Below are 23,652 nucleotides of genomic sequence, written 5' to 3' on the forward strand. Positions count from 1 at the left end.
CCCCCATCGTCGCAGACCCGGTGGGCGGAAATGGGCGGGCGGGTGGGGCGCGGCACCTGACACACTTGGGGCATGACCACGCTCAAGGCCAAGCTTCAGGACGACCTCAACGCCGCCATCAGGGAGCGCGACGAGCTGCGCTCCTCGACGCTGCGGCTCACCCTCACCGCGATCACCAAGGAGGAGGTCGCGGGTACGACCAAGCGCGAGCTCTCCGACGACGAGGTGCAGAAGGTGATCGCCCGCGAGGCGAAGAAGCGCCGCGAGGCCGCCGAGGCCTTCGCCCAGGGCGGTCGCGCCGAGTCGGCCGAGCGGGAGAAGGCGGAGGGCGTGCTCCTCGACGCGTACCTGCCGAAGCAGCTCGACGACGCGGAGCTGGAGCAGATCGTCGCCGCCGCCGTCGCCGAGGCGCGCGCCGCCGGCGCCGAGGGTCCGCGCGCGATGGGCGCCGTCATGAAGATCGTGAACCCGAAGGTCGCCGGCCAGGCCGAGGGCGGGCGCGTCGCGGCCGCGGTGAAGAAGCTGCTCGCGGGCTGAGCCCCGGCCCCGGGCACGCACGTGCCCTGAGCCCCCGGGCCGGTCCCCGGCCCCGGGCACGCACGTGCCCTGAGCCCCCGGCCTCAAGTCCGCCCAGGCTCATGCGCATGCACACATACGACCGAGGGCGCCCCCCGCCGCGCGGGAGGCGCCCTTCGTCATGTCCTGTGCCGGTACGGCGTATGCCCTACGGGCCGTTGCCGCCCCGGCCGCCGGGCCCGCCGATGATGCCCTCCGGGAGGTCGAAGTCCGGGAGGTCCGGGCCGTCGTCGTTCCCCGGCTTCCCGGGCTTCTGGGGCTTGCCCGGCTTGTTGTCGCCGGGCTTGGGCTTGTCCTTCTCCTCCGGCTTCTCGCCGCGCGGTACGGAGACGGGGGCGAACTGCGGGGTCTCGGAGGCGTCCAGCGCCCCGGTCATCGCGATCTTCCAGATCGGGCCGGGGAGGCAGCCACCACAGACCTTCGGGTAGTACTCGCCGCCGATGGTGATGTCGAACATCGACTGCTTCTCGCCGACGTCGTCGCCGACCCAGACGGCCGTCGACAGGTTCGGGGTGTACCCGACGAACCAGGCGTCCTTGCGGTCGTTCGTCGTACCCGTCTTGCCGGCGTTGTCGCGGTCGCTCAGACCGGCCTTCGTACCCGTGCCGTCCTCGACGACGCCCTTCAGCATCTGGTTGATGGTGTCGGCCGTCCGCTCGCTCATGGCGCGCGAGCACTCGGTCTGCGGCACCTTCAGCTGCTTGCCGTCGGCCGTCTTGATCGACTCGAGGACGATCGGGGTGCAGTACGTACCGCGGTTGGCGAAGGTCGCGTAGCCGGCGGCCATGTCGAGCGGGGTGGCCTCGATGGCGCCGAGCGTGATCGAGGGGCTCTCCTTGACCTGCTTGCCCAGCTCGCGCTCGTATCCGACGTTCTTCGCCATCCGCACCGTCTCGCAGAGGCCGGCCATCTGCTCCAACTTAGCGAAGTAGGTGTTGATGGACTTGCCGAGCGCGCTCGTCATGTCCCACGTGCCGGTCTCGGACTTGAGCTCGTTGCCGACCTTCCAGTCGGCGTATCCGGCCGGCTTGCCGTCGCAGCGCGTGAACGAGTTCTCCGGGATGGTGATCTCGTAACCGGAGGAGAAGCTCTGCGCGGGGCTCAGCCCCTTCTCCAGGGCGGCCGCGGCCGTGATCGGCTTGAAGGTCGAGCCGACCTGGAAGCCGTACGTCGTGCCGCCCATCTTGCTGCCGACGGCCAGGTTGAGCGTGGTCTGGTGCTGCTTCTGGTCGAGACCGTACGGCCGCGACTGACCCATCGACAGGACCTTGCCGGTGCCCGGCTGGACCTGGACGACCGAGGCGGCGACCTTGTCGTCCTCGTTGACGTGGGCGACGGCCGCCTCGTTGGCCGCCTCCTGCGCGCGCGGGTCGAGCGTGGTCCGGACGGTCAGGCCGCCGAGGTTCCACAGCTTCTGCCGCTCCTCGACCGTCTTGCCGAAGGCCGGGTCGTTGAGGATCGTCTTGCGCACGTAGTCGCAGAAGAAGCCGGCGCCGTCGACGGCGGTGATGCAGCCGTTCTTCGGGGTCTTCACCTTCAGCCTGATCGGAGCGGCCTTCGCCTTGTCCGCCTCCGCCTGGCTGATGTTCTTGACCTCGGCCATCCGCTGGAGCACCACGTTGCGACGCTTGGTGGCTTCCTCGAGGTCGTTGATCGGGTCGTAGCGGCTCGGCGACTGGACGAGGCCGGCCATCATCGCGGCCTCCTCCAGCTTCAGGTCGGCGGCCGGCTTGGAGAAGTAGCGCTGGGCCGCCGCCTCGATGCCGTAGGCCTGCTGACCGAAGAAGGTGATGTTGAGGTAGTTCTCGAGGATCTTGTTCTTCCCCAGCTCCTCCTCGACCTGGATCGCGTACTTCAGTTCGCGCACCTTGCGGCCGATGGTCTGCTGGGTGGCCTCGGCGACCTTCTCGGGGTCGTCACCGGCCTCCTCGACGAAGACGTTCTTCACGTACTGCTGCGTGAGCGTGGACGCGCCTTCGGAGACACCGCCCGACTGGGCGTTGCGGTTGATCGCGCGCAGCACGCCCTTGAGGTCGATCGCCCCGTGCTCGTAGAAGCGCGAGTCCTCGATCGCCACGATCGCCTTCTGCATGTACGGAGAGATCTTCGCCAGCGGCACGACCTTCCGGTCGCGCGAGTACACGGTGGCGAGGTGGCCGCCCTCCGAGTCGAGGATGGTGGTGCGCTGACTCAGGGGTGGGGTCTTCAGGTTGGAGGGGATCTCGTCGAAACCCTCGACCGTCCCCTTGGCCGCGAGCCCCAGTGCGCCGGCCGCGGGCAGGGCGATGCCTGCCAGCACGGCTCCGGAGAGCACACTGACACCGAGGAACTTGGCGGCCTGCTGGGTCCCGGTCAGACCTCCGCCCGAGCGCTTCTTTGCCATGGGGGCAGCCTAATCCGTAGTGATGAGCGTTCCGTAGGAGCGGGGGCCTCTCGGAGCGTTCGCGTACGAGACCGTGACATGCGGGCCGCGCGGGCGGCCTCGACGACACGCGGACGCGGGCGGCCTGACGGCACGGCGACGCGGGCGGCCTGACGGCACGGCGACGCGAGCGGGCTACGTTCCCATTCGCCGGACAGGCGTATAGGCCTTGGCCTAAGCTGCTCTCAACTGTCACAGCAGTGTGGTTCCGCATCAAGACCCGGGTGTGACATCGGCAGGAACTCCCTTGGCCCCGAACCCTGGGAACCCCCTGCCCGATTCCGCCCCATGCGTCACTCGGTGCCCCTTGTGGCTCCGTCACAACCGGGCGAACTGTACCGGTTCGCCGGTTTCGACACGCATGTCCTCCGGTCACTCCCCTGGGTGATCTGCCGCGTACGCATAGTCCGTTCGGGCCATTCAAGATTGGGCCCGAAGGGGGTGTTGCGCTGTGCCCACCTTCCGTAACGTCACCAACTGGCAGCGGTGAATATGCCGCTACCGCCGTGGGGGAGCCTCGATTCGGGAGAGGACGGCGCCGGTATGGGCTGGGTAGCTGACTGGAGTGCGCAGGCGGCCTGCCGCACTACCGATCCGGATGAACTTTTCGTGCAGGGAGCGGCGCAGAACAGGGCAAAGGCGGTGTGCACCGGGTGTCCGGTGCGGACCGAGTGCCTCGCCGACGCGCTCGACAACCGCGTGGAGTTCGGTGTGTGGGGCGGCATGACGGAGCGCGAGCGCCGTGCCCTGCTGCGCCGGCGGCCGACCGTCACCTCGTGGCGGCGCCTGCTGGAGACGGCGCGGACGGAGTACGAGCGGGGAGCGGGCCTGCTGCCCGTGGCGATGGAGGACGACGCGACGTACGAGGCGTACGCGGCGGTGGGCTGACCCCCACCCCTCGGCGCCGTAGGACGCGGTACGCGCCGCCGGGTACGGGTGGGAGACGCGCCGTACGCGAACGGGTGCAGGGACGCGGGGATGACCACCCGACCCCGCCGGGCCCCGTCACGCGAGCGCTCAGGACTGCGGCCCCGCTCCGCCACACGAGCGCTCAGGGGCTGCGGCATGCGGCCCCGCCCCGTTACGCGGGCGTGCTCAGGGCCTGCGGCATACGGCCCCGCCCGTCACGCGGGCGTGCTCAGGCCTGCGGCATGCGGCCCGCCGTGAGGCGGTCACCGATGGCCCGAAGCCCGGACAGGTCGTGGACGTCGCCGGGCAGGGCTGCCACCTCGGCGACAGCCACCTCCGGGTGGAGCGCCGTGAAGCGGTCGCGCGTGCGCTGTTCGCGCGCGAGCACCTGCATGCGTTCGGCATGCAGTCGGAGCAGGCCGGCGGTCAGCTCCTTGATGTCGTGAACCTCGCTGTGTGCGTCGGCGTCCGCGCCGGAGTCGGCTGTGGGGGCAGCCTCATCGTGCGCGGAATCGTGCGCGGAATCGTGCGCGGAAGGTGCGGGGCGTGCGGGAGGTGCCGAACGTGCGGGGGATGCGGCGGCCTTGCTCGGGGCTGTGCCTGGTGCGTGATCGGCGGCGGTCGCCGAGTCCGAAGGCTCGGAGGAGGCGGCGGTGGCGGTGGCGGTGACGCGGGAGCCACGCCCAGCAGTCTTCCCATCCTCCTGATCCACCATGCGACCCTCGTCAAGATTTTCCGCCGCGGCCCGTGCCCGCTCGGCCGAGAGCCGGGCGGCGCCACTGGCGTGCACGCGGTTGAGGACCAGACCCGCCAGCGGCATCTCCTCCGCCGCCAGCCGCTCCACGAAGTACGCCGCCTCGCGCAACGCGTCCCGTTCCGGCGTGGCCACCACGAGGAAGGCCGTCCCCGGCGCCTGCAGCAGCTTGTACGTGGCGTCCGCCCGGGTCCGGAAGCCGCCGAACATCGTGTCCATCGCGGCCACGAACGTCTGCACGTCCTTCAGGAACTGACCGCCCAGCAGCTTCCCGAGCGTCCCCGTCATCATCGACATCCCGACGTTCAGGAACTTCATCCCCGCCCGGCCGCCCATCTTCGCGGGGGCCATCAGCAGCTTGATGAACGTCCCGTCCAGGAAAGAACCGAGCCGCTTCGGCGCGTCCAGGAAGTCGAGCGCGGAGCGCGAGGGCGGGGTGTCGACGACGATCAGGTCCCACTCGTCACGGGCCCGTAGCTGCCCGAGCTTCTCCATCGCCATGTACTCCTGCGTACCGGCGAAACCGGCCGACAGGGACTGGTAGAAGGGGTTCTCCAGGATCGCCCGGGCTCGCTCGCCGTCCGCGTGCGCCTCGACGATCTCGTCGAAGGTCCGCTTCATGTCGAGCATCATCGCGTGCAGCTCCCCGCCGTCGGAGCCCTTGATGCCGTCGACCCTGCGCGGGACGTTGTCGAGCGAGTCGATCCCCATCGACTGCGCGAGGCGCCGCGCCGGGTCGATCGTCAGCACGACGACCTTGCGGCCCCGCTCCGCCGCCCGTACGCCCAGTGCCGCCGCCGTCGTCGTCTTCCCGACACCGCCCGCGCCGCAGCAGACGATGATCCGGGTGCCCGGGTCGTCGATGAGCGGATCGAGCGCGAGTACGGGTACGGAGTCCAGACCGTTCGCCGTGCCGTTCACCGGACCCGTCACACGCCCACCCCTTGCTTCCGCAGCTCCTTCGCCAGCCGGTACAGGCCCGCGATGTCCGCCCCGTCCCCCAGGAACGGGAGCTCGTACGCCGGTACGTCCAGCTCCATGAGCACGGCCCGCTGCTCGCGCTCCAGCTCCACCCGCTGCGCGTGCTCGCCCGCCTGCTCCAGGAGCGGCTCGACCAGCTTCGTACCGCCGCGCACCCCCGCCGCCGCCAGTGTCCGCGCGACGGCGTCCCGGTGGTCGCCGGAGGCCGCCCGTACCGCCGCCTCGTCGAGGACGTGCGGACGGACCATGTTCACGATGACGCCGCCCACCGGCAGTTCGGCCGCGCGCAGCTCCGCGATGCCGTCCGCGGTCTCCTGGACCGGCATCTCCTCCAGGAGCGTCACCAGGTGCACGGCCGTCTCCGGGGACTTCAGGACCCGCATCACCGCCTGCGCCTGATTGTGTATCGGGCCGATCCTGGCCAGTCCCGCCACCTCGTCGTTGACGTTCAGGAAGCGGGTGATCCGGCCGGTCGGAGGCGCGTCCATGATCACGTGGTCGTAGCTGTAGCCGCCGTGCTTCTCGCGTCGGCGGACCGCCTCGCAGGCCTTGCCGGTCAGCAGCACGTCCCGCACCCCGGGCGCGATCGTCGTCGCGAAGTCGATCGCGCCGAGCTTCTTCAGGGCCCGGCCCGCGCTGCCCAGCTTGTAGAACATCTGGAGGTAGTCGAGGAGGGCGCGCTCGGCGTCGATGGCCAGCGCGAAGACCTCCCCACCGCCCGGAGCGACGGCGATCTTGCGCTCCTCGTAGGGCAGCGCCTCCGTCTCGAAGAGCTGTGCGATGCCCTGTCTGCCTTCGACCTCCACGAGGAGGGTGCGCTTGCCCTCCGTCGCGAGGGCGAGCGCGAGGGCGGCGGCGACCGTCGTCTTACCGGTACCGCCCTTGCCGCTGACGACCTGGAGCCTGCTCACGCCTTCGAGCCTAACCACTGGAGCGCCCGCCTAAGCAGGAGGCTGCCTGTGGCAGCGGATACAGTCGGCTCCATGACCAAGTGGGAATACGCGACCGTGCCCCTTCTCGTGCACGCGACGAAGCAGATTCTGGACACCTGGGGCGAGGACGGGTGGGAGCTCGTCCAGGTCGTTCCCGGGCCGAACAACCCCGAGCAGCTCGTGGCCTACCTGAAGCGGGAGAAGTCCTGATGGGCGCGGCCGCGAACGGCACCGGGTCCGTCGAGGAGAAGCTCGCCGAGCTGGGCCTGACCCTGCCGGAGGTCGTGCCGCCGCTGGCCGCCTACCAGCCGGCCGTGCAGTCGGGCGTGTACGTCTACACCGCGGGCCAGCTCCCGATGGTGGAGGGCAAGCTTCCGGTGACCGGCAAGGTCGGCGGCGAGGTGACCGCCGAGGAGGCCAAGCAGCTCGCCGCCACGTGCGCGCTGAACGCGCTCGCGGCCGTGAAGTCGGTCGCCGGTGACCTGGACCGGATCAAGCGGGTCGTGAAGGTCGTCGGCTTCGTCGCCTCGGCCGCCGACTTCACCGGTCAGCCGGGCGTCGTCAACGGCGCCAGCGAGCTGCTCGGCGCCGTCCTCGGCGACAAGGGCGTGCACGCGCGCAGCGCCGTGGGCGTGGCGGTCCTCCCGCTCGACGCCCCGGTCGAGGTCGAGGTCCAGGTCGAGCTCGTCGACGCCGAGGTCCACGTCCGCGCCTGACGGCAGGCAGCGGGCAGCAGGTAGCGGGCAGCGGGCAGCGGGACGGCTCGTAGCTCCGTCCGTACGCCGTCCGTAGCTCCGCCCGTACGCCGTCCGTAGGTCGGACCCGTACGCCGTACGCCGTACGTCGTTCACGAGAGCCGGTTCTCCCGTCCAGGGGGAATCGGCTCTCGTGCGTGACGGTAGTTGCGCATACCATCCGGCCATGCCGAATGGTCAGTGGTACCCATCGGAATGGCCCGACCGCATCCGCGCCCTCGCCGTGGGTGAACTCACCCCGGCGACTCCCAGACGGGCAGCCACGGTCCTGCTGCTGCGGGACGGCACGGGCGGGCCGAGCGTCCACATGCTGCGGCGGCGCACCTCCATGGCCTTCGCCGGCGGCGCGTACGCCTATCCCGGCGGCGGTGTCGACCCGCGCGACGAACACCCGGTGCGCTGGGCGGGCCCCTCGCTGGAGAGCTGGGCCGCCCGCCTCGGCGTCGGGAGTACGCAGGAGGCGCAGGCCATCGTCTGCGCGGCCGTGCGCGAGACGTACGAGGAGGCGGGCGTGCTGCTCGCAGGGGAGACCGCCGACACCGTGGTCGGGGACACCACCGGCGACGCGTGGGAGAAGGACCGGGAGGCGCTGGTCGCCCGCGAGCTGTCCTTCTCCGACTTCCTGGACCGGCGCGGCCTGGCGCTGCGCTCGGACCTGCTGGGCGCGTGGGCGCGCTGGATCACGCCGGAGTTCGAGCCGCGGCGGTACGACACCTGGTTCTTCGTGGCCGCCCTGCCGGCCGGTCAGCGCACCCGCAACGCCTCGTCGGAGGCCGACCGCACGGTCTGGATCCGCCCGGCGGAGGCGGCGGCCGGGTACGACCGGGGCGAGCTGACGATGATGCCGCCGACGGTCTCGACCCTGCGCGGCCTCACGGAGTTCGGTTCGGCCGCCGAGGCGCTGGCCGCCGCGGCCGCCCAGGACATGACTCCCGTACTGGCGCGGGCGCGTCTCGAAGGCGACGAACTGATCCTGAGCTGGCCGGGCCACGACGAGTTCACGAAGCACATCCCGTCGGGCGCGGACGAGGGCACGGGAGCCCCGGCCGCGGCTGCGGCTGAGTCTCCGGCTGCCGCTCCGGCTCCGGCTGAGGATCCGGCTCCGGCTCCGGCTGAGGCTCCGGCGTCCGATGCCCGGCGATCCGCGTCCGACCGCGGGGGTGACGAGCGATGACCGCCGCCGGTTCGCTGCCCGGACAGCCGCGGGGCGGGGTGCTCTCGGGGCCCGCGACCGCCCGCACCGTCAACGTCCTCGCGCCCAACCCGTCGGCGATGACCCTGGACGGCACCAACACCTGGATCGTCTCCGAGCCCGACTCCGGTCTCGCCGTCGTCATCGACCCCGGTCCGCTCGACGACGGCCACCTCCGGAACGTGATCGCGACCGCCGAGAAGCTGGGCAAGCGCGTCGCGCTCACGCTCCTCACCCACGGCCACCCCGACCACGCCGAGGGCGCCGGCCGGTTCGCGGAGCTGACGGGGACTCGGGTACGCGCCCTGGACCCGGCGCTGCGCCTCGGCGACGAGGGCCTCGGCGCCCGGGACGTCGTCACGGTCGGCGGCCTGGAGCTGCGGGTGGTGCCGACGCCCGGTCACACCTCGGACTCGCTCTCCTTCCATCTGCCCGCCGACCAGGCGGTCCTGACGGGCGACACGATCCTGGGGCGCGGCACGACGATGGTCGCCCATCCCGACGGGCGCCTCGGCGACTATCTGGACTCGCTGCGACGGCTCCGCTCGCTCACCGTCGACGACGGTGTCCGCACCGTGCTGCCGGGCCACGGCCCGGTCCTGGAGGACGCTCAGGGCGCCGTGGAGTTCTACCTCGCGCACCGCGCCGGCCGGCTCGCACAGGTCGAGACGGCCGTCGAGAACGGGCACCTGACGCCGTCGGAGGTGGTCGCCCATGTGTACGCGGACGTGGACCGCTCGCTGTGGCCGGCCGCCGAACTCTCCGTGCGGGCGCAGCTGGAGTATCTGCGGGAGCACGGCCTGATCTGACCCCGCCGACTCCCCACCCCCGAGGGCACGCTGCACCCGCAGTGCTTTACGCTCCGCTTACTTTGACCGTAGCTCTCGGGGGGAAAGCCCATGTTCGTCATATCGATCCTGCTGCTCATCGCAGCGGTCGTGTTGTTCTTCGTCAGCCGGTCCAACGGCTCGAAGGGGCTGAAGCTGGGGGCGCTCGGTGCCGCCCTCGCCGGCGCCTTCGCCCTGATCGCCAGCATGACCTACGTGGTCAGCGCGTACGAGGTCGGCGTCCCGGTCGCGTTCGGCAAGGTGGGGCAGCCGATGACCTCGGGCATGCACGTGAAGTCGCCGTTCACCGACGTCACGACCTTCTCCACGCGCCCCGTCGACCTGAACCTCTCCGACAAGGACGTGGTCGAGGTCCGTTCCTCGCAGGGCGGTGTGATGGAGGTCGAGGTGACCGTGAAGTGGGCGGTCACGCCGGCCAAGGCGGTCGAGTTGTACCGCCTGGCGGGCAGCGAGGAGTCCATCCAGCAGCGCCTGGTCTACCCGGACAGCCGGGAGATCGTCCGTAACGTCTTCGCGCGCTACACGAGCGAGCAGGGCTACGCGAGCGACCGCGAGAAGATCAACGCCGAGATCGGCACGCTCGTCACGGAGCGCCTCGCCCCGCGCGGGATCGCCGTCACCGCCGTGAACCTGCGCAACGTGAAGCCCTCGGCGTCCCTGCAGACCCAGATCGACCGCAAGATCCAGCAGCAGCAGGCCACCGAGCGGGCCACCGAGGCCTCGCGCACGGCCAAGGCCGAGGCGGACCGGCGCCGTATCGAGGCCGAGGGCATCGCCCGCGCCAACAAGATCCTCAACGAGTCGCTGACCGACAAGGTCCTGATGAACCAGTGCATCGACGCGTACAAGGAGGCCGCGGCGAAGAACCCGGTGTACGCGGTTCCGTGCGGCGGCGGCACGGGGAACCCGCTGATCGTGGACGGTACGAAGCGGTAGTCACGGAGGTCGTACCTATGTACGCGAGAAGGCCGCCCCGGTCCGACGACCGGGGCGGCCTTCCTCGTACGTCGTCGTACGGGGCGTGCTAGCGCGATCGCTTCGCGAGGCGCTCCACGTCCAGCAGGATCACGGCGCGGGCCTCCAGGCGCAGCCAGCCGCGCTGGGCGAAGTCCGCCAGGGCCTTGTTGACCGTCTCGCGGGAGGCGCCGACCAGCTGGGCCAGCTCCTCCTGGGTGAGGTCGTGGACGACGTGGATGCCCTCCTCCGACTGCACGCCGAAGCGGCGCGACAGGTCGAGGAGCGCGCGGGCGACCCGGCCCGGCACGTCGGAGAAGACCAGGTCGGACATCTGGTCGTTGGTCTTGCGGAGTCGTCGGGCGACCGCGCGCAGCAGGGCGGTGGCCACCTCGGGGCGGGCGTTCAGCCAGGGCTGGAGGTCGCCGTGGCCGAGGCCGAGCAGCTTGACCTCGGTCAGCGCGGTCGCGGTGGCGGTGCGCGGGCCCGGGTCGAAGAGCGAGAGCTCACCGATGAGCTCGCCGGGGCCGAGGACCGCCAGCATGTTCTCCCGGCCGTCGGGCGAGGTGCGGTGCAGCTTCACCTTGCCCTCGGTGACCACGTACAGGCGGTCGCCGGGGTCCCCCTCGTGGAACAGCGCGTCGCCACGGGCGAGCGTCGCTTCACTCATCGAGGCGCGCAGCTCCGCGGCCTGCTCGTCATCGAGCGCCGCGAAGAGCGGGGCGCGCCGCAGAACGTCGTCCACGAGTTCTCTCCTATGTCGACCTGCTCAGGGGATCTTGCTCCCATGATGCCGGACGTACAAAACAGTGCGATCAATCACAACAAGTTTGACGTACCGAACCGCCCGTCCGTACGTCAGGGCCCCGATTGGGTCCTCATCGGGCGTGGCCGGGGCGGATGTCGGTGGGGGCGCTTAGGCTGGCCGGGTGTCCAACTCGCCGGTGAGAGCGCAGGCCAAGGGGGCTGGGAGAGTGTCGGCCAAGGGTAATTCCGCTGTGGGCGAACAGGGTACGCCGAAGCGGACAAATGCGGCTGAACGCACCACGGCGGCCGCCGGGAAACCTAGCGGGAAGCCTACGGAGAAGCCCGCCGCGAAGCCTGCCGAGAAGGCTGCCGCGCAGACCGGCCGGAAGCCTGCCGGAGCGGCCGCCGGGCAGGGCGCACAGAAGCCGGCCGGAAGGGCCACCGGGCAGGCCGCCCGGAAGCCGGCCAAGAAGGCTGCCGGCAAGACCGCGGCGACGGCGGCGGGGGCGAAGGCGGCGGGGGCCGGGCAGCCCCGCGGGAAGGCGGCCGCGCAGTCCCGCGCGAAGGCCGGGAGACCGGAATCCCGGCTCGGGATGGTCCGGCGGGCCCGGAAGATCAACCGGGAGCTGGCCGAGGTCTTTCCGTACGCCCATCCCGAGCTGGACTTCCGGAACCCCTTCGAGCTGCTCGTCGCCACGGTCCTCTCGGCGCAGACCACCGACCTGCGGGTCAACCAGACCACCCCCGCGCTGTTCGCCGCCTACCCGACCCCTGAGGACCTGGCCGCGGCCGTCCCGGAGGAGGTCGAGGAGCTGATCCGGCCCACCGGCTTCTTCCGCGCCAAGACCAAGTCGATCATGGGCCTCGCCGCGGCCCTCAGGGACGACTTCGGCGGCGAGGTCCCGGACCGCCTCGACGACCTGGTCAAGCTGCCCGGAGTGGGCCGCAAGACCGCCTTCGTCGTCCTCGGCAACGCCTATGGGGTGCCCGGGATCACCGTCGACACCCACTTCATGCGCCTCGCCCGCCGCTGGAGGTGGACCGAGAGCGACGACCCGGTCAAGATCGAGGCCGAGGTCGCGGAGATCTTCCCGAAGAGCGAGTGGACGATGCTCTCGCACCGGGTGATCTTCCACGGCCGCCGGATCTGCCACGCCCGCAAGCCCGCGTGCGGTGCCTGCCCGATCGCCCCGCTCTGCCCGGCGTACGGAGAGGGCGAGACGGACCCGGAGAAGGCCGAGAAGCTCCTGAAGTACGAGAAGGGCGGCTACCCCGGCCAGCGCCTCAATCCGCCACCGGACTATCCGGGCCGCCCGGCGGCCCCCGCCCCCGGCGTCTCCCCGGGGGCCGAGTGAGCCCAGGCGCGGGGGGAACGAACGGACGCGCGGATCGCGTTGTGAAACACGGGGGTGTCTGCCTATGACGCGCACGGAGGAAGAGACGGAAGCCGAGAACGGCCCGACGGCCGGGCGGCCGGCGATCAACCGGCCCACAACGGCCGACCGGCCCACAACGGCCGACCGGCCCACAACGGCCGACCGGGCCACGACGACTGACCGGCCCACGACGGCCGACCGGCCCACGACGACTGACCGGCCCACGACGGCTGACCGGCCCACGACGGCTGACCGGCCCACGGCCCATCGGCCCGCGCCGGACCGACCGACGGAGCACGGCCCGGCGGAGCACGCGCCGACCGGGCACGCGCCGACCCGGCACGGGCCGACCGGCCACGCGTCGATCAGCCACGCGCCGACGGAGCACCCGACGGACGCGCCGGTCGTCGGGGCCGGGGCACGCCCAGCCGCTGTCCCGCAAGCCGACGATGCTTCGCGAGCCGACGATGCCCCGCGAGCCGACGGCGCCCCGCCCGTATCCGGCGCCCCGCGAGCCGACGCTCTGCCGCACGAAGGCGTCGCCCCGCCCGTACACGGCGCCCCGCGAGGCGACAGTGCCCCGGGGGCCGACGGCGCCCCGCCCGTATCCGGCGCCCCGCCCGTATCCGGCGCCCCGCACGCAGACGGCACCCCGCCCGCAGACGGCGCCCCCCGCGCAGACGGTGTGCCGCGTGGCGTCGGTACCGGTGGGCTGGTGCGGCGGGACGGGCTGCCCGAGTGGCTCGCCCCCGTGGACCGGGCCGCGCGCACCGTGCGACCCGAGCAGCTCAGCCGCTTCCTGCCGCCAGAGAGCGGCGCCGGACGGCAGTCCGCCGTCCTCATCCTCTTCGGCGAGGGCGAGCGCGGTCCCGAGCTGCTGCTCATGGAGCGCTCCGGCTCGCTGCGCTCGCACGCCGGCCAGCCCTCCTTCCCTGGCGGGGCCCTGGACCCCGAGGACGGCCCGCCCGCAGACGGAGGCCTGCTGCGGGCCGCCCTGCGCGAGGCCGAGGAGGAGACCGGCCTCGATCCCTCCGGTGTCCAGCTCTTCGGCGTCCTGCCTCAGCTCTACATCCCGGTCAGCGGCTTCGTCGTCACCCCCGTCCTCGGCTGGTGGCGCACGCCCACCCCGGTCGGGGTCGTCGATCCGGCCGAGACCGCCCGGGTCTTCACCGTCCCCGTGGCGGATCTCACGGATCCCGCCAACCGCGCGACGGCCGTCCACCCCAGTGGTCACAACGGCCCCGCGTTCCTCGTCGCATCCGCTCTGGTCTGGGGTTTCACGGCCGGGGTGATCGACCGGCTGATGCACTACGCCGGCTGGGAGCGACCGTGGGACCGGGCCAAGCAGGTCCCGCTCGACTGGCGCTCATGACAGGCTGATCAGGCCGGACCGGGGCGAAGGCCGGCCCGGCGGCGACCGAAGACGAATCTGCGAGGCTATAGACGGTGAACGTGCTGGACATCCTGTTGCTGCTCGCCGCCGTATGGTTCGCGATCATCGGTTACCGCCAGGGCTTCGTGGTCGGCATCCTGTCGGTCATCGGCTTCCTCGGTGGTGGGCTCGTCGCCGTCCTCCTGCTCCCCGTCATCTGGGACCAGCTGACGGACAACTCCGAGGTCTCGACCACGGCGACCGTCGTCTTCGTCGTCGTGGTGATCGTCTGCGCGTCCGTCGGTCAGGCCTTCACCACCCACCTCGGGAACAAGCTGCGCCGCCACATCACCTGGTCACCTGCGCGCGCCCTGGACGCCACCGGTGGCGCGCTGGTCAACGTGGTCGCCATGCTCCTCGTGGCCTGGCTGCTCGGCTCCGCGCTCGCGGGCACCTCGATGCCCACGCTCGGCAAGGAGGTCCGCAACTCCAAGGTGCTGCTCGGCGTGGAGCAGGTGATGCCCGATCAGGCGTCCACCTGGTTCACCAACTTCACCTCGGTGCTCGCCCAGAACGGCTTCCCGCAGGTCTTCAGCCCGTTCGCCAACGAGCCGATCACCGCCGTCCGTCCGCCGGACCCGGCGCTCTCCGGCAGCCCGGTCGCCGCCGAGGCCAAGCGCTCCATCGTCAAGGTCGTCGGCACGGCCCCGAGCTGCGGCAAGGTCCTCGAAGGCACCGGCTTCGTCTTCGACCGGCGCCGCGTGATGACCAACGCCCACGTCGTCGGCGGTGTCGACGAGCCCACGATCCAGATAGGCGGAGAGGGCAAGCTGTACGACGCCAAGGTCGTCCTCTACGACTGGCAGCGCGACATCGCCGTCCTGGACGTGCCGAACCTGAACGCCGAGCCGCTCCAGTTCACCGAGCAGGACGCCCGCAGCGGCGACAGCGCGATCGTCGCGGGCTTCCCCGAGAACGGGTCGTACGACGTCCGCTCGGCGCGCGTGCGGGGTCGTATCAACGCGCAGGGCCCGGACATCTACCACCGCGGCGAGGTGCGCAGGGACGTGTACTCGCTGTACGCGACGGTCCGTCAGGGCAACTCCGGCGGTCCGCTGCTCACCCCGGACGGCAAGGTGTCGGGCGTCATCTTCGCCCGCTCCCTCGACGACAGGAACACCGGCTACGCCCTGACGGTCGACGAGATCCGCGAGGACATCGTGCAGGGCCGAGCGGCGAACCAGCAGGTCGACACCCAGGGGTGCGCACTTTAGGGCCGTGGCCCCAGGACGTGCCCTAAGGCGTGTTCCTGGGACGTGCCCTAAGGCGTGTTCCTGGGACGTGCCCTAAGGCGTCTTCCTGGGACGTGCCCTAGGACCTGTTCCAGGGACGTGCCCCAGGACGTGTCCGTAGGCCATGTCCTGGGGCGTCACCGGCGTCACAGCCGAGGAGGGGCGGGCGAGGGTGGGGTGCGGCGGGCGCGCCCGGGCTCTCAGTCCCGGGTGTGCCGGAGCCGGGCCGAGACCCAGCGGGCCCGGCGGCGCAGGATGTGCGGGATCCCGACGTCCTGCGGCGGATGTGAACGGCCCTGTTCCTGCGGACCGCTCCTTTCGTGCGAGCCCGGCCCAGCGGCCGAGCGGCGGTTGCGTGCTGTGTCACCGTAGTCGTGCGTCCAGCCCATACCCCGACGTCTGCCCGTGGCCCAAGGTCGGTAACCGCCCGGGGGCCCGCCAATTGGAGTATGCGCCGGGCACATGGCCGATTCTCGAACGGGCGTACGGCGAGGGTGTGTCGGCCGTGTCTCAGCGGTCGGGCTCGGGGTCCTTGAGCCAGTTGATCAGCTCCGTGGAGAACGCCGCAGGGTCCTCCTCGTGGGGGAAGTGCCCGAGGCCGTCGAAGAGCCGCCAGCGGTACGGAGCCTCCACGTACTGGCCCGAACCGGCCGCGCTGCGCGTGCGCATGACCGGGTCCGTCGAACCGTGCAGATGCAGCGTGGGCACCCGCACCGGGCGCTTCATACGCCGGTTGAACTGGAGGCCGTCCGGCCGCGCCATGGACCGCACCATCCAGCGGTACGGCTCGATCGAGCAGTGTGCCGTCGACGGGATGCACATCGCCCGCCGGTACACCGCGACCGCCTCCTCGTCCTGCAGGCCGGCCCCGGACCAGTCCTCGATCAGCCGGCCCACCAGCGCCGCCTCGTCCGCGACGAGCTGACGCTCCGGCAGCCACGGGCGCTGGAAGCCCCAGACGTACGAACCGGCGCGCGACTGCGAGACGTCCGAGAGCATCGCCGAGCGCCAGCGGCGCGGGTGCGGCATCGAGGAGACCGCGAGCCGGCGCACCAGCTTCGGCCGCATGACCGCCGCCGTCCAGGCGAGGTAGCCGCCCAGGTCGTGGCCGACCAGGGCCGCGTCCGGCTCGCCGAGCGAGCGGACGACGCCGGTGATGTCGAGCGCCAGGTTGGCGGGGTCGTAACCCCGGGGCGTGCGGTCGCTGCCGCCGACGCCCCGCAGGTCCATGGCCACGGCCCGGAAGCCGGCCTCCGCGAGAGCGGGCAACTGGTGGCGCCAGGTCCACCAGAACTGCGGGAAGCCGTGCAGCAGCAGGACGAGCGGCCCGTCGCCCATCTCCGCGATGTGGAAGCGCGCGCCGTTGGCGGCCACATCGCGGTGGGTCCAGGGGCCGTCGATCCGTACGGGACTGCCGACAGGACTCCCGCTGCCGTTGCTGCTCTCAGGGACGGTCATACGGACGAGCGTCCCACAGCCGCGACCTCGTCCTGGACCGCGGCGGGCAGAGCCGCCCGTTCGGGGCGGGGGTGCGGCTTGGCGTTCTGCAGGACGGCGGCGGTCTGCTTGGCCGAGGCGATGGACTTCTCCGGCGGCTTGACCTTCTTGAACTTGCCGTAGGCGAACAGCCCGAGCACCCCCGCGAGCAGCACGTTCGCCGCGAAGGAGAGCAGGAAGCACCAGGCGAGGTTCCAGCCGCCGTTGCCGTTGTGGCCGCCGGTCCAGGCGTTGATGCCGTACGCGAGCGCGAAGCTCAGCATCGGCAGGGAGAAGAGGAGCACGGTGGCGGCCGTCGCGCCTGACGCGCCGCCGATGGCTCCTCGCTTGACGTCCTGCCGGATCTCGGCCTTGGCCAGGGCGAGCTCGTCGTGCACCAGTGCGGACATCTCGGCGGTCGCCGAGGCGACCAGCTGTCCGAGGCTGCGCTCGGCTCCGTTGACCGGGTCGCTCATCGCTGCTCCCTCTTCTCTTCTACGGTCCGACCCTCAGATCATGCCGGACTGTCGCCCTCGTCGCGCGATGCCCCCGCCAGTTCGGCGCGCTGCCGGTGTTCGGCGGCCTTCCGCTCGTAGATCGCGGCCATCCGGAGGTGGTACTCCGGGTTGTCCTCCTCGTAGATGTCGGGGATGCCGTCCTCGTCCTCGTCGCGGTCCTCGTCGGCCATCAGCGCCTCGTACCGGCGGACCCGCATCTTGAGCAGGATCGTGGCGAGGACGGCCGCCGTGAGCGAGCCGATCAGGACGGCCGCCTTGACCTCCTCCGTCAGCGCGGCGTCGCCCTCGAAGGCCAGCTCGCCGATGAGGAGGGAGACGGTGAAGCCGATGCCGGCGAGGGAGGCGACGGCGAAGACGTCCGGCCAGGCCAGGTCGCTGTTGAGTTCCGCGCGGGTGAAGCGGGCCGCGAGCCAGGTGCCGCCGAAGATGCCGATGGTCTTGCCGAGGACGAGACCGAGGATCACGCCGAGGGTGACGGGGTTGCTGGAGACCTCGGCGATGGACTTGCCGGAGATGGCGACGCCCGCCGAGAACAGCGCGAACAGCGGCACCGCGAGGCCGGCGGAGAGCGGCCGGACCAGATGCTCGATGTGCTCGCCGGGGGAGTGCTCCTCGCCCTCCTTCCGGGTGCAGCGCAGCATCAGGCCCATGGCGACGCCGGCGATGGTGGCGTGGATGCCGCTGTTGTACATCAGGCCCCAGACGACCAGGGCGAGCGGGACGTAGACGTACCAGCCGCGGACGCCCTTGCGCAGCAGCAGCCAGAAGACGGCGAGGCCGGCGAAGGCGCCGCCGAGCGCGGCGAAGTTCAGGTCGCTGGTGAAGAAGACGGCGATGATCAGGATGGCGAAGAGGTCGTCGACGACGGCCAGCGTGAGCAGGAACGCGCGGAGCGCGGACGGCAGCGAGGTGCCGATGACGGCGAGGACCGCGAGGGCGAAGGCGATGTCGGTGGCGGTGGGCACGGCCCAGCCCTGCATGGAGCCGCCGCCGATGACGTTGGTCACCGCGTAGACGAGCGCCGGTACGGCCATGCCGCAGAGGGCGGCGATGACGGGGAGCGCGGCGGCCTTGGGGTCACGCAGCTCGCCCGCGACCAGTTCGCGCTTGAGCTCGATTCCGGCGACGAAGAAGAAGACCGCGAGGAGGCCGTCGGCCGCCCAGTGCTGGATCGAGAGGTCCAGGCCGAGCGCGGCGGGGCCTATGTGGAAGTCCCGTACCGTGTCGTAGCTGTCGCTGAGGGGGGTGTTCGCCCAGACGAGAGCGGCGATGGCGGCCACGAGCAGGAGCACGCCACCGACGGTCTCGGCGCGGAGCGCGTCGGCCACGAACCGTCGCTCGGGCAGCGACAGACGGCCGAGGAACTTACGGTCGGTGGGTGTGGGCGCGGGCACAGTGGGTGACCTCCGGTCGGGCGGGCAGGACGAAGCACATGCCGACCAGACTTCCCGGCGCACCTAGGTTTTTCTGTCGCGTCTCTGACGCGATCTTTACCTTACCTAACGAGCCGGGGTGTGTCCGGTGATCTTCACTTTAGGGACAACACCGCACTCCGGCCCGTTGTGGACGCAAAGGGGCGCCCCCTCCAGGTGGCCTGGAGGGGGCGCCTCTTGCGGAAGCCCGAGGTGCGGGGCTGCGATGGACCGAGGTGCGGGCCTTGCGGCACCCCGCCCGCGAGAGCCCGAGGTGTGGGCCTCGTCCTAGTCCTCGCTGGAGGCGCTCGGCAGCTTCGTCTGGATGAGGTCCATGACGGAGGAGTCCGTGAGCGTCGTCACGTCGCCGAGCTCCCGGTTCTCCGCCACGTCCCGCAGCAGCCGCCGCATGATCTTGCCGGAGCGGGTCTTCGGCAGCTCCGCGACCGGCAGGATCCGCTTCGGCTTCGCGATCGGGCCGAGCGTGGTGCCGACGTGGTTGCGCAGCTCGGCGACGAGGCTGTCGTTCTCGCTCGCCGTACCGCGCAGGATCACGAAGGCGACGATCGCCTGGCCGGTCGTCTCGTCGGCCGCGCCGACGACCGCCGCCTCGGCGACGGACGGGTGGGAGACGAGCGCCGACTCGACCTCGGTGGTGGAGATGTTGTGCCCGGAGACGAGCATGACGTCGTCGACCCGGCCCAGCAGCCAGATGTCGCCGTCCTCGTCCTTCTTCGCGCCGTCGCCGGCGAAGTACTTGCCTTCGAAGCGCGACCAGTACGTGTCGAGGAAGCGCTGGTCGTCGCCCCAGATGGTGCGGAGCATCGACGGCCACGGCTCGGTCAGGACCAGGTAGCCGCCGCCCCCGTCCGGCACCTCGTTGGCCTCGTCGTCGACGACGGTGGCGGAGATGCCGGGGAGCGCGCGCTGGGCGGAGCCCGGCTTGGTCTCGGTGACGCCCGGCAGCGGCGAGATCATCATCGCGCCGGTCTCGGTCTGCCACCAGGTGTCCACGATCGGGGTCTTCCCGGCGCCGATGTGCTCGCGGTACCAGACCCAGGCCTCGGGGTTGATCGGCTCGCCGACCGAGCCGAGCACGCGCAGGCTCGACAGGTCGAACTTGGCGGGGATGTCGTCGCCCCACTTCATGAACGTGCGGATCGCGGTGGGTGCCGTGTAGAGGATCGTGACGCCGTACTTCTGGACGATCTCCCAGAACCGGCCCTGGTGCGGGGTGTCCGGCGTGCCCTCGTACATGACCTGCGTCGCACCGTTGGCCAGTGGTCCGTACGTGATGTACGAGTGCCCGGTCACCCAGCCGATGTCGGCGGTGCACCAGTAGACGTCGGTCTCCGGTTTGAGGTCGAAGACGGCGTGGTGGGTGTAGGCCGCCTGGGTGAGGTAGCCGCCGGAGGTGTGCAGGATGCCCTTCGGCTTACCCGTCGTGCCGGAGGTGTAGAGGATGAAGAGCGGGTGCTCGGCCTCGAACGCCTCGGGGGTGTGCTCGGCGGACTGGCGGGCGACGATGTCGTCCCACCACACGTCCCGGCCCTCGGTCCACGCCACGTCCTGGCCCGTGCGCCGGACGACGAGGACCTTGTCCACCTTGTCCGTACGGGTGAGGGCCTCGTCGACGGCGGGCTTGAGGGCGCTGGGCTTGCCGCGGCGGTAGCCGCCGTCGGCGGTGATCACCAGTTTGGCGTCCGCGTCGTCGATGCGGGTGGCGATGGCGTCGGCCGAGAAACCGCCGAAGACCACGGAGTGCGCGGCGCCGATGCGGGCGCAGGCCAGCATCGAGACGACGGCCTCGGGGATCATGGGGAGGTAGATCGCGACCCGGTCGCCCTTGGTCACGCCCAGCTCGGTCAGGGCGTGGGCGGCCTTGGAGACCTCGTCCTTGAGCTCGGCGTAGGTGATCGCGCGGCTGTCGCCGGGCTCGCCCTCGAAGTGGAGGGCGACGCGGTCGCCGTTGCCGGCCTCGACGTGGCGGTCCACGCAGTTGTACGCCACGTTGAGCGTGCCGTCGGCGAACCACTTGGCGAACGGCGGGTTCGACCAGTCGAGGGTCTCGGTCGGCTCGGTGGCCCAGGCGAGCCGCTTCGCCTGCTCGGCCCAGAAGCCAAGCCTGTCCGCCGCGGCCTGCTCGTAGGCCTCCGCCGTCACGTTGGCGTCCGCGGCCAGCTCGGCGGGCGGCGCGAACCGCCGCTCCTCCTTGAGCAGGTTGGCCAGGCTTTCGTTGCTCACGACATCTCCCTTTCCCAGGGCGTCCTATGTGCCTATGTGTCCCGCGTCATAGCTCATCAGTCAGACGGCCGGGTGACAAGAGCCTCCAGGCAATTGGTTTAGACCTGTGCGCCGACGGGGGTGCGCGGTGGCCCCTCCGTCCCGAGCGGTGGGACGAAGGGGCCACTCAGTCTCACGGACGCGCGGGCCGGAAGGTTCAGGACGCGCGGGCCTTCGACCGTTCCTTGATCATGGACGGCGCGATCCGGTCGTCGGCCGGTTCGGAGGACTGGGCAGGTTCGGCCGGCTGGGACTGCTCGGACGGTTCGACCGGCTGGGGCTGCTTGGCGGGTTCGGACGGTGCGGACGATCCGTCGGACGGCTGGGGCTGCTTGGCGGGTTCGGACGGTCCGTCGGACGGCTGGGGCTGCTTGGCGGGTTCGGACGGTTCGGACGGTCCGTCGGTCGGTTCGGACGGTCCGTCGGTCGGTTCGGACGGTCCGGACGGTGCGACCCGGTCGAAGACGTCCTCGTAGCGGTGCTGCTCGTCCGGCCCGGCCAGCAGATACGCCTGGGCCTCGCCCACGTGGAAGTACATCCCGTGCAGCGTCAGCGTGCCCTTGGCGAGCCGCCGCGCCACCGGCTCGTACGCCCGCAGGTGCTCCAACTGCTGGACCACGTTGGTCAGACAGAGCTGCTCCACCGCGTCGGCCGGCAGCCGACCGGAGATCCGGGCCCAGGCGTGGCTGCGGCTGGCCATCCGCTCCAGGCTGGGCAGCCCGTGGCGCAGCCACCGCCGCAGTGGGGTCTGGGCGGCGTCCGGCGTGCTGTTCAGGAGGGCCTGCATCGCACCGCAGCCGGAGTGTCCGCAGACGGTGATCGACTGGACCTGGAGCACCTCCACCGCGTACTCGATCGCCGCCGCCACCGAGTCGTCGCCGCTCTCCTCGCCGGGCAGCGGCACGAGGTTGCCCACGTTCCGAACGGTGAACAGGTCGCCCGGCCCGCTGGAAGTGATCATGCTCGTGACCAGGCGGGAGTCGGCGCAGGTGAGGAAGAGCTGCGAGGGGCTCTGGCCCTCGCGGGCGAGGCGCGCGAGCTCGTCGCGCACCAGCGGGGCGGTGTTGCGCTGGAACTTCCCGATTCCGCTCGCCAGTTGGTGCCCCGTCACGCGGCGTGTCTCCTCGGCGGGGTGGTGGTGCTCGCCGCAGTGGTTGCGCCACGGGGTCCAGGGGCGGCAGCAGGCGTGGGACGCCGCGTCGTGCTCGGCGATGCGCGCACCGGCGGGGCCGGTCATCTCGACCGCGCCGCCGTGCCGCACATGGCTCGCCTGCCAGTCGTGCAGTGTCTCGTAGGCGGCGTGGTCCATGAAGGACCCGTCCAGCTCGACGACCACCCGGGCTCCTTGGGGTAGTTGGTGAAGTGCCCGGCTCAGCCGGGGGACGGCGAGGAAGGTCAGTTGCCCGCGGATGCGCACCAGCTGGCGGCCGTCCCGCTCCTCGCGGGTGATGCGGGTCTTGGTGAGGCGGTGCATCGCGACGGCGGTGGCCACCGCGATGCCGAGGCCGACGCCCTCGAGGATGCCGATGAGGACGACGCCGCTCAGCGTCACCGCGTACACGAGGACCTCGCGGTGGCGCGTGACGCTGCGGATGTGGGTGATGCTCACCATCTGGATGCCGACGACCATGACGAGCGCGGCCAGTGCGGGCAGCGGGATCAGGTCGAGGACGGGGACGAGGAAGAGCGCCGCCAGCACGATCCACAGGCCGTGCAGCATCGTGGAGTTGCGGCTCACGGCGCCCGCGGAGACGTTGGCCACGCTGCGCACCGCGACCCCGGCGACCGGGAGGCCGCCGAGCGCGCCGGAGACGACGTTCGCCGCGCCCTGGCCCGCCAGCTCGCGGTCGAGCCGGGACCTGGGCACGCCGTGGCCGCGGTCCGCGCGGGCGGCCACCAGCTTGTCCACGGCGACGGCGGAGAGCAGCGACTGCACGCTGGTCACCAGCGTGATGGTGAGGACGCCCGCCGCGATGCCGAGGACGGGGCCCTCGGGCAGTCCCGGCAGCGCGTGGCTGCTCCAGGAGGGCAGGTCGACGCGCGGGACGGCGAGCCCGGCGAGCGCGGCGACGGCAGTCGCGGCGGCCACGGCGGCGAGTGCGGCCGGGATCTTCCGTAGCAGCCGTCCCGTACGCCCGGGCAGGCGCGGCCAGAGCAGGAGCAGGCCGACGGTGAGGGCGCTGATGAGCAGGGCGGCCGGGTGGACGTCGGCCAATTGGGCGGGCAGGCCGAGGACGTTGTCCACGGCGGAGCTCTGGGGGGTGCCGCCGAGCACGATGTGCAGCTGGGCGAGGGCGATGGTCACGCCGATGCCGGCGAGCATGCCGTGCACGATCGCGGGCGAGACCGCGAGTGCGGAGCGGGCCACGCGCAGGGCGGAGAGGCCGATCTGGGCGAGCCCCGCGAGGACGGTGATGGCGCAGGTGGTGCGCCAGCCGTAGCGCTGGATCAGTTCGGCGGTGACCACCGTGAGGCCTGCGGCGGGGCCGCTGACCTGGAGCGGCGACCCGCCGAACCGGCCGGCGACGAGGCCGCCGACGGCGGCGGCCACCAGTCCGGCCTGGAGCGGAGCGCCGGTGGCGAGCGCGATGCCGAGGGAGAGCGGCAGCGCGATCAGGAAGACGGCGATCGAGGCGGACACGTCGGCGCCCGCGATGCGGAACCGGCGCGCCGGCCCGCCGGGCGGGCTGTGCGGGCGCTCGTCGGGGGTGCGGCGGATGGGTGGGCAGAGAGTCATGTGTTCCCGTCTTCTCCGGGGCGGCGCGGTCGCGGCTCGTGCGGGACGAAGGTGGGGTCGCGGCCGTGGGTCACGGCGTGCAGTGGCGGGATGACCGGGCGAGTATCAACGCTCGG

Annotated in this window: 20 protein-coding genes; 10 read left to right on the forward strand and 10 right to left on the reverse strand. The window is 71.5% G+C overall.

Translation table 11 applies throughout. The annotated features are described in order from the left end of the window. Positions 1-72: 72 nt before the first annotated feature. Positions 73-537 (forward strand): GatB/YqeY domain-containing protein, encoded by a 465-nt coding sequence (locus tag ACIPPS_RS21300; RefSeq protein ID WP_401434247.1) that lies wholly within the window; start codon positions 73-75, stop codon positions 535-537. A 187-nt stretch (positions 538-724) separates the two neighbouring features. Here ACIPPS_RS21300 and ACIPPS_RS21305 read toward each other — a convergent pair whose 3' ends face one another. Beyond that, on the reverse strand, positions 725-2,959 hold the full coding sequence (locus ACIPPS_RS21305; protein WP_401434249.1) for a transglycosylase domain-containing protein: 2,235 nt from the start codon (positions 2,957-2,959) through the stop codon (positions 725-727). A gap of 582 nt (positions 2,960-3,541) precedes the next feature. Here ACIPPS_RS21305 and ACIPPS_RS21310 point away from each other — a divergent pair. Continuing rightward, positions 3,542-3,886, forward strand: a complete 345-nt coding sequence (locus ACIPPS_RS21310) for a WhiB family transcriptional regulator (RefSeq protein WP_026058363.1) — start codon at positions 3,542-3,544, stop codon at positions 3,884-3,886. A gap of 250 nt (positions 3,887-4,136) precedes the next feature. On the opposite strand, the gene ACIPPS_RS21315 is transcribed toward ACIPPS_RS21310, so the two are convergent. Both ACIPPS_RS21315 and ACIPPS_RS21320 read right to left on the reverse strand, forming a co-directional pair. Further along, the gene (locus tag ACIPPS_RS21315; protein ID WP_401434252.1) at positions 4,137-5,594 is read right to left on the reverse strand and encodes an ArsA family ATPase; all 1,458 of its coding nucleotides are present in this window, start codon (positions 5,592-5,594) and stop codon (positions 4,137-4,139) included. Then, positions 5,591-6,553, reverse strand: a complete 963-nt coding sequence (locus ACIPPS_RS21320) for an ArsA family ATPase (RefSeq protein ID WP_401434254.1) — start codon at positions 6,551-6,553, stop codon at positions 5,591-5,593. Before ACIPPS_RS21320 ends, ACIPPS_RS21315 begins: the two co-directional genes overlap by 4 nt. Before the next feature lie 72 nt (positions 6,554-6,625). On the opposite strand from ACIPPS_RS21320, the gene ACIPPS_RS21325 reads away from it, so the two are divergent. From ACIPPS_RS21325 to ACIPPS_RS21345, 5 genes are all read left to right on the forward strand, one after another. Further along, the gene (locus tag ACIPPS_RS21325; RefSeq protein ID WP_017947820.1) at positions 6,626-6,784 is read left to right on the forward strand and encodes a DUF4177 domain-containing protein; all 159 of its coding nucleotides are present in this window, start codon (positions 6,626-6,628) and stop codon (positions 6,782-6,784) included. Continuing rightward, the gene (locus ACIPPS_RS21330) at positions 6,784-7,290 is read left to right on the forward strand and encodes a RidA family protein (protein WP_401434256.1); all 507 of its coding nucleotides are present in this window, start codon (positions 6,784-6,786) and stop codon (positions 7,288-7,290) included. Before ACIPPS_RS21325 ends, ACIPPS_RS21330 begins: the two co-directional genes overlap by 1 nt. Positions 7,291-7,495: 205 nt before the next feature. Then, positions 7,496-8,503, forward strand: a complete 1,008-nt coding sequence (locus ACIPPS_RS21335) for an NUDIX hydrolase (RefSeq protein WP_401434258.1) — start codon at positions 7,496-7,498, stop codon at positions 8,501-8,503. Further along, entirely contained in the window at positions 8,500-9,330 is an 831-nt protein-coding gene (locus ACIPPS_RS21340; RefSeq protein WP_401434260.1) for an MBL fold metallo-hydrolase, read from the forward strand. The genes ACIPPS_RS21335 and ACIPPS_RS21340 overlap by 4 nt, the downstream gene beginning before the upstream one ends. Before the next feature lie 90 nt (positions 9,331-9,420). Continuing rightward, entirely contained in the window at positions 9,421-10,305 is an 885-nt protein-coding gene (locus tag ACIPPS_RS21345) for a prohibitin family protein (RefSeq protein ID WP_401434262.1), read from the forward strand. Between the two features lie 88 nt (positions 10,306-10,393). Here the strand turns inward: ACIPPS_RS21345 and ACIPPS_RS21350 are convergent, their stop codons facing one another. Beyond that, positions 10,394-11,068: a Crp/Fnr family transcriptional regulator gene (locus ACIPPS_RS21350; protein ID WP_015034542.1), complete on the reverse strand. Its 675-nt coding sequence runs from the start codon at positions 11,066-11,068 to the stop codon at positions 10,394-10,396. A 253-nt stretch (positions 11,069-11,321) separates the two neighbouring features. On the opposite strand from ACIPPS_RS21350, the gene nth reads away from it, so the two are divergent. The 3 genes from nth to ACIPPS_RS21365 all read left to right on the forward strand — a co-directional run bounded on the left by nth (position 11,322) and on the right by ACIPPS_RS21365 (position 15,092). After that, a complete protein-coding gene (gene nth / locus ACIPPS_RS21355; protein ID WP_401434664.1) occupies positions 11,322-12,425 on the forward strand; it encodes an endonuclease III in 1,104 nt (367 codons plus the stop codon). 706 nt (positions 12,426-13,131) lie between these two features. Next, positions 13,132-13,818, forward strand: coding sequence for an NUDIX hydrolase (locus ACIPPS_RS21360; protein WP_401434264.1), 687 nt, complete (start codon positions 13,132-13,134; stop codon positions 13,816-13,818). Positions 13,819-13,892: 74 nt separating this feature from the next. Beyond that, positions 13,893-15,092 carry a MarP family serine protease gene (locus tag ACIPPS_RS21365; protein ID WP_401434266.1) on the forward strand — a complete coding sequence of 400 codons (1,200 nt, stop codon included), beginning with the start codon at positions 13,893-13,895 and terminating at the stop codon, positions 15,090-15,092. 218 nt (positions 15,093-15,310) lie between these two features. Here ACIPPS_RS21365 and ACIPPS_RS21370 read toward each other — a convergent pair whose 3' ends face one another. The 6 genes from ACIPPS_RS21370 to ACIPPS_RS21395 all read right to left on the reverse strand — a co-directional run bounded on the left by ACIPPS_RS21370 (position 15,311) and on the right by ACIPPS_RS21395 (position 23,536). Next, positions 15,311-15,499: a hypothetical protein gene (locus tag ACIPPS_RS21370; protein WP_401434268.1), complete on the reverse strand. Its 189-nt coding sequence runs from the start codon at positions 15,497-15,499 to the stop codon at positions 15,311-15,313. Positions 15,500-15,620: 121 nt separating this feature from the next. Further along, positions 15,621-16,568 (reverse strand): alpha/beta fold hydrolase, encoded by a 948-nt coding sequence (locus tag ACIPPS_RS21375; RefSeq protein ID WP_401434271.1) that lies wholly within the window; start codon positions 16,566-16,568, stop codon positions 15,621-15,623. Beyond that, a complete protein-coding gene (locus ACIPPS_RS21380; RefSeq protein WP_401434273.1) occupies positions 16,565-17,062 on the reverse strand; it encodes a phage holin family protein in 498 nt (165 codons plus the stop codon). Before ACIPPS_RS21380 ends, ACIPPS_RS21375 begins: the two co-directional genes overlap by 4 nt. A 38-nt stretch (positions 17,063-17,100) precedes the next feature. Next, the gene (gene nhaA / locus ACIPPS_RS21385) at positions 17,101-18,498 is read right to left on the reverse strand and encodes a Na+/H+ antiporter NhaA (protein WP_401434276.1); all 1,398 of its coding nucleotides are present in this window, start codon (positions 18,496-18,498) and stop codon (positions 17,101-17,103) included. A 306-nt stretch (positions 18,499-18,804) separates the two neighbouring features. Continuing rightward, positions 18,805-20,760 carry an acetate--CoA ligase gene (gene acs, locus ACIPPS_RS21390; protein ID WP_401434279.1) on the reverse strand — a complete coding sequence of 652 codons (1,956 nt, stop codon included), beginning with the start codon at positions 20,758-20,760 and terminating at the stop codon, positions 18,805-18,807. A 196-nt stretch (positions 20,761-20,956) separates the two neighbouring features. Continuing rightward, positions 20,957-23,536, reverse strand: coding sequence for a SulP family inorganic anion transporter (locus ACIPPS_RS21395; RefSeq protein WP_401434281.1), 2,580 nt, complete (start codon positions 23,534-23,536; stop codon positions 20,957-20,959). Positions 23,537-23,652 lie beyond the last annotated feature (116 nt).

The sequence above is a fragment of the Streptomyces sp. NPDC090127 genome, from assembly GCF_044746945.1.
Taxonomy (GTDB): Bacteria; Actinomycetota; Actinomycetes; order Streptomycetales; family Streptomycetaceae; genus Streptomyces.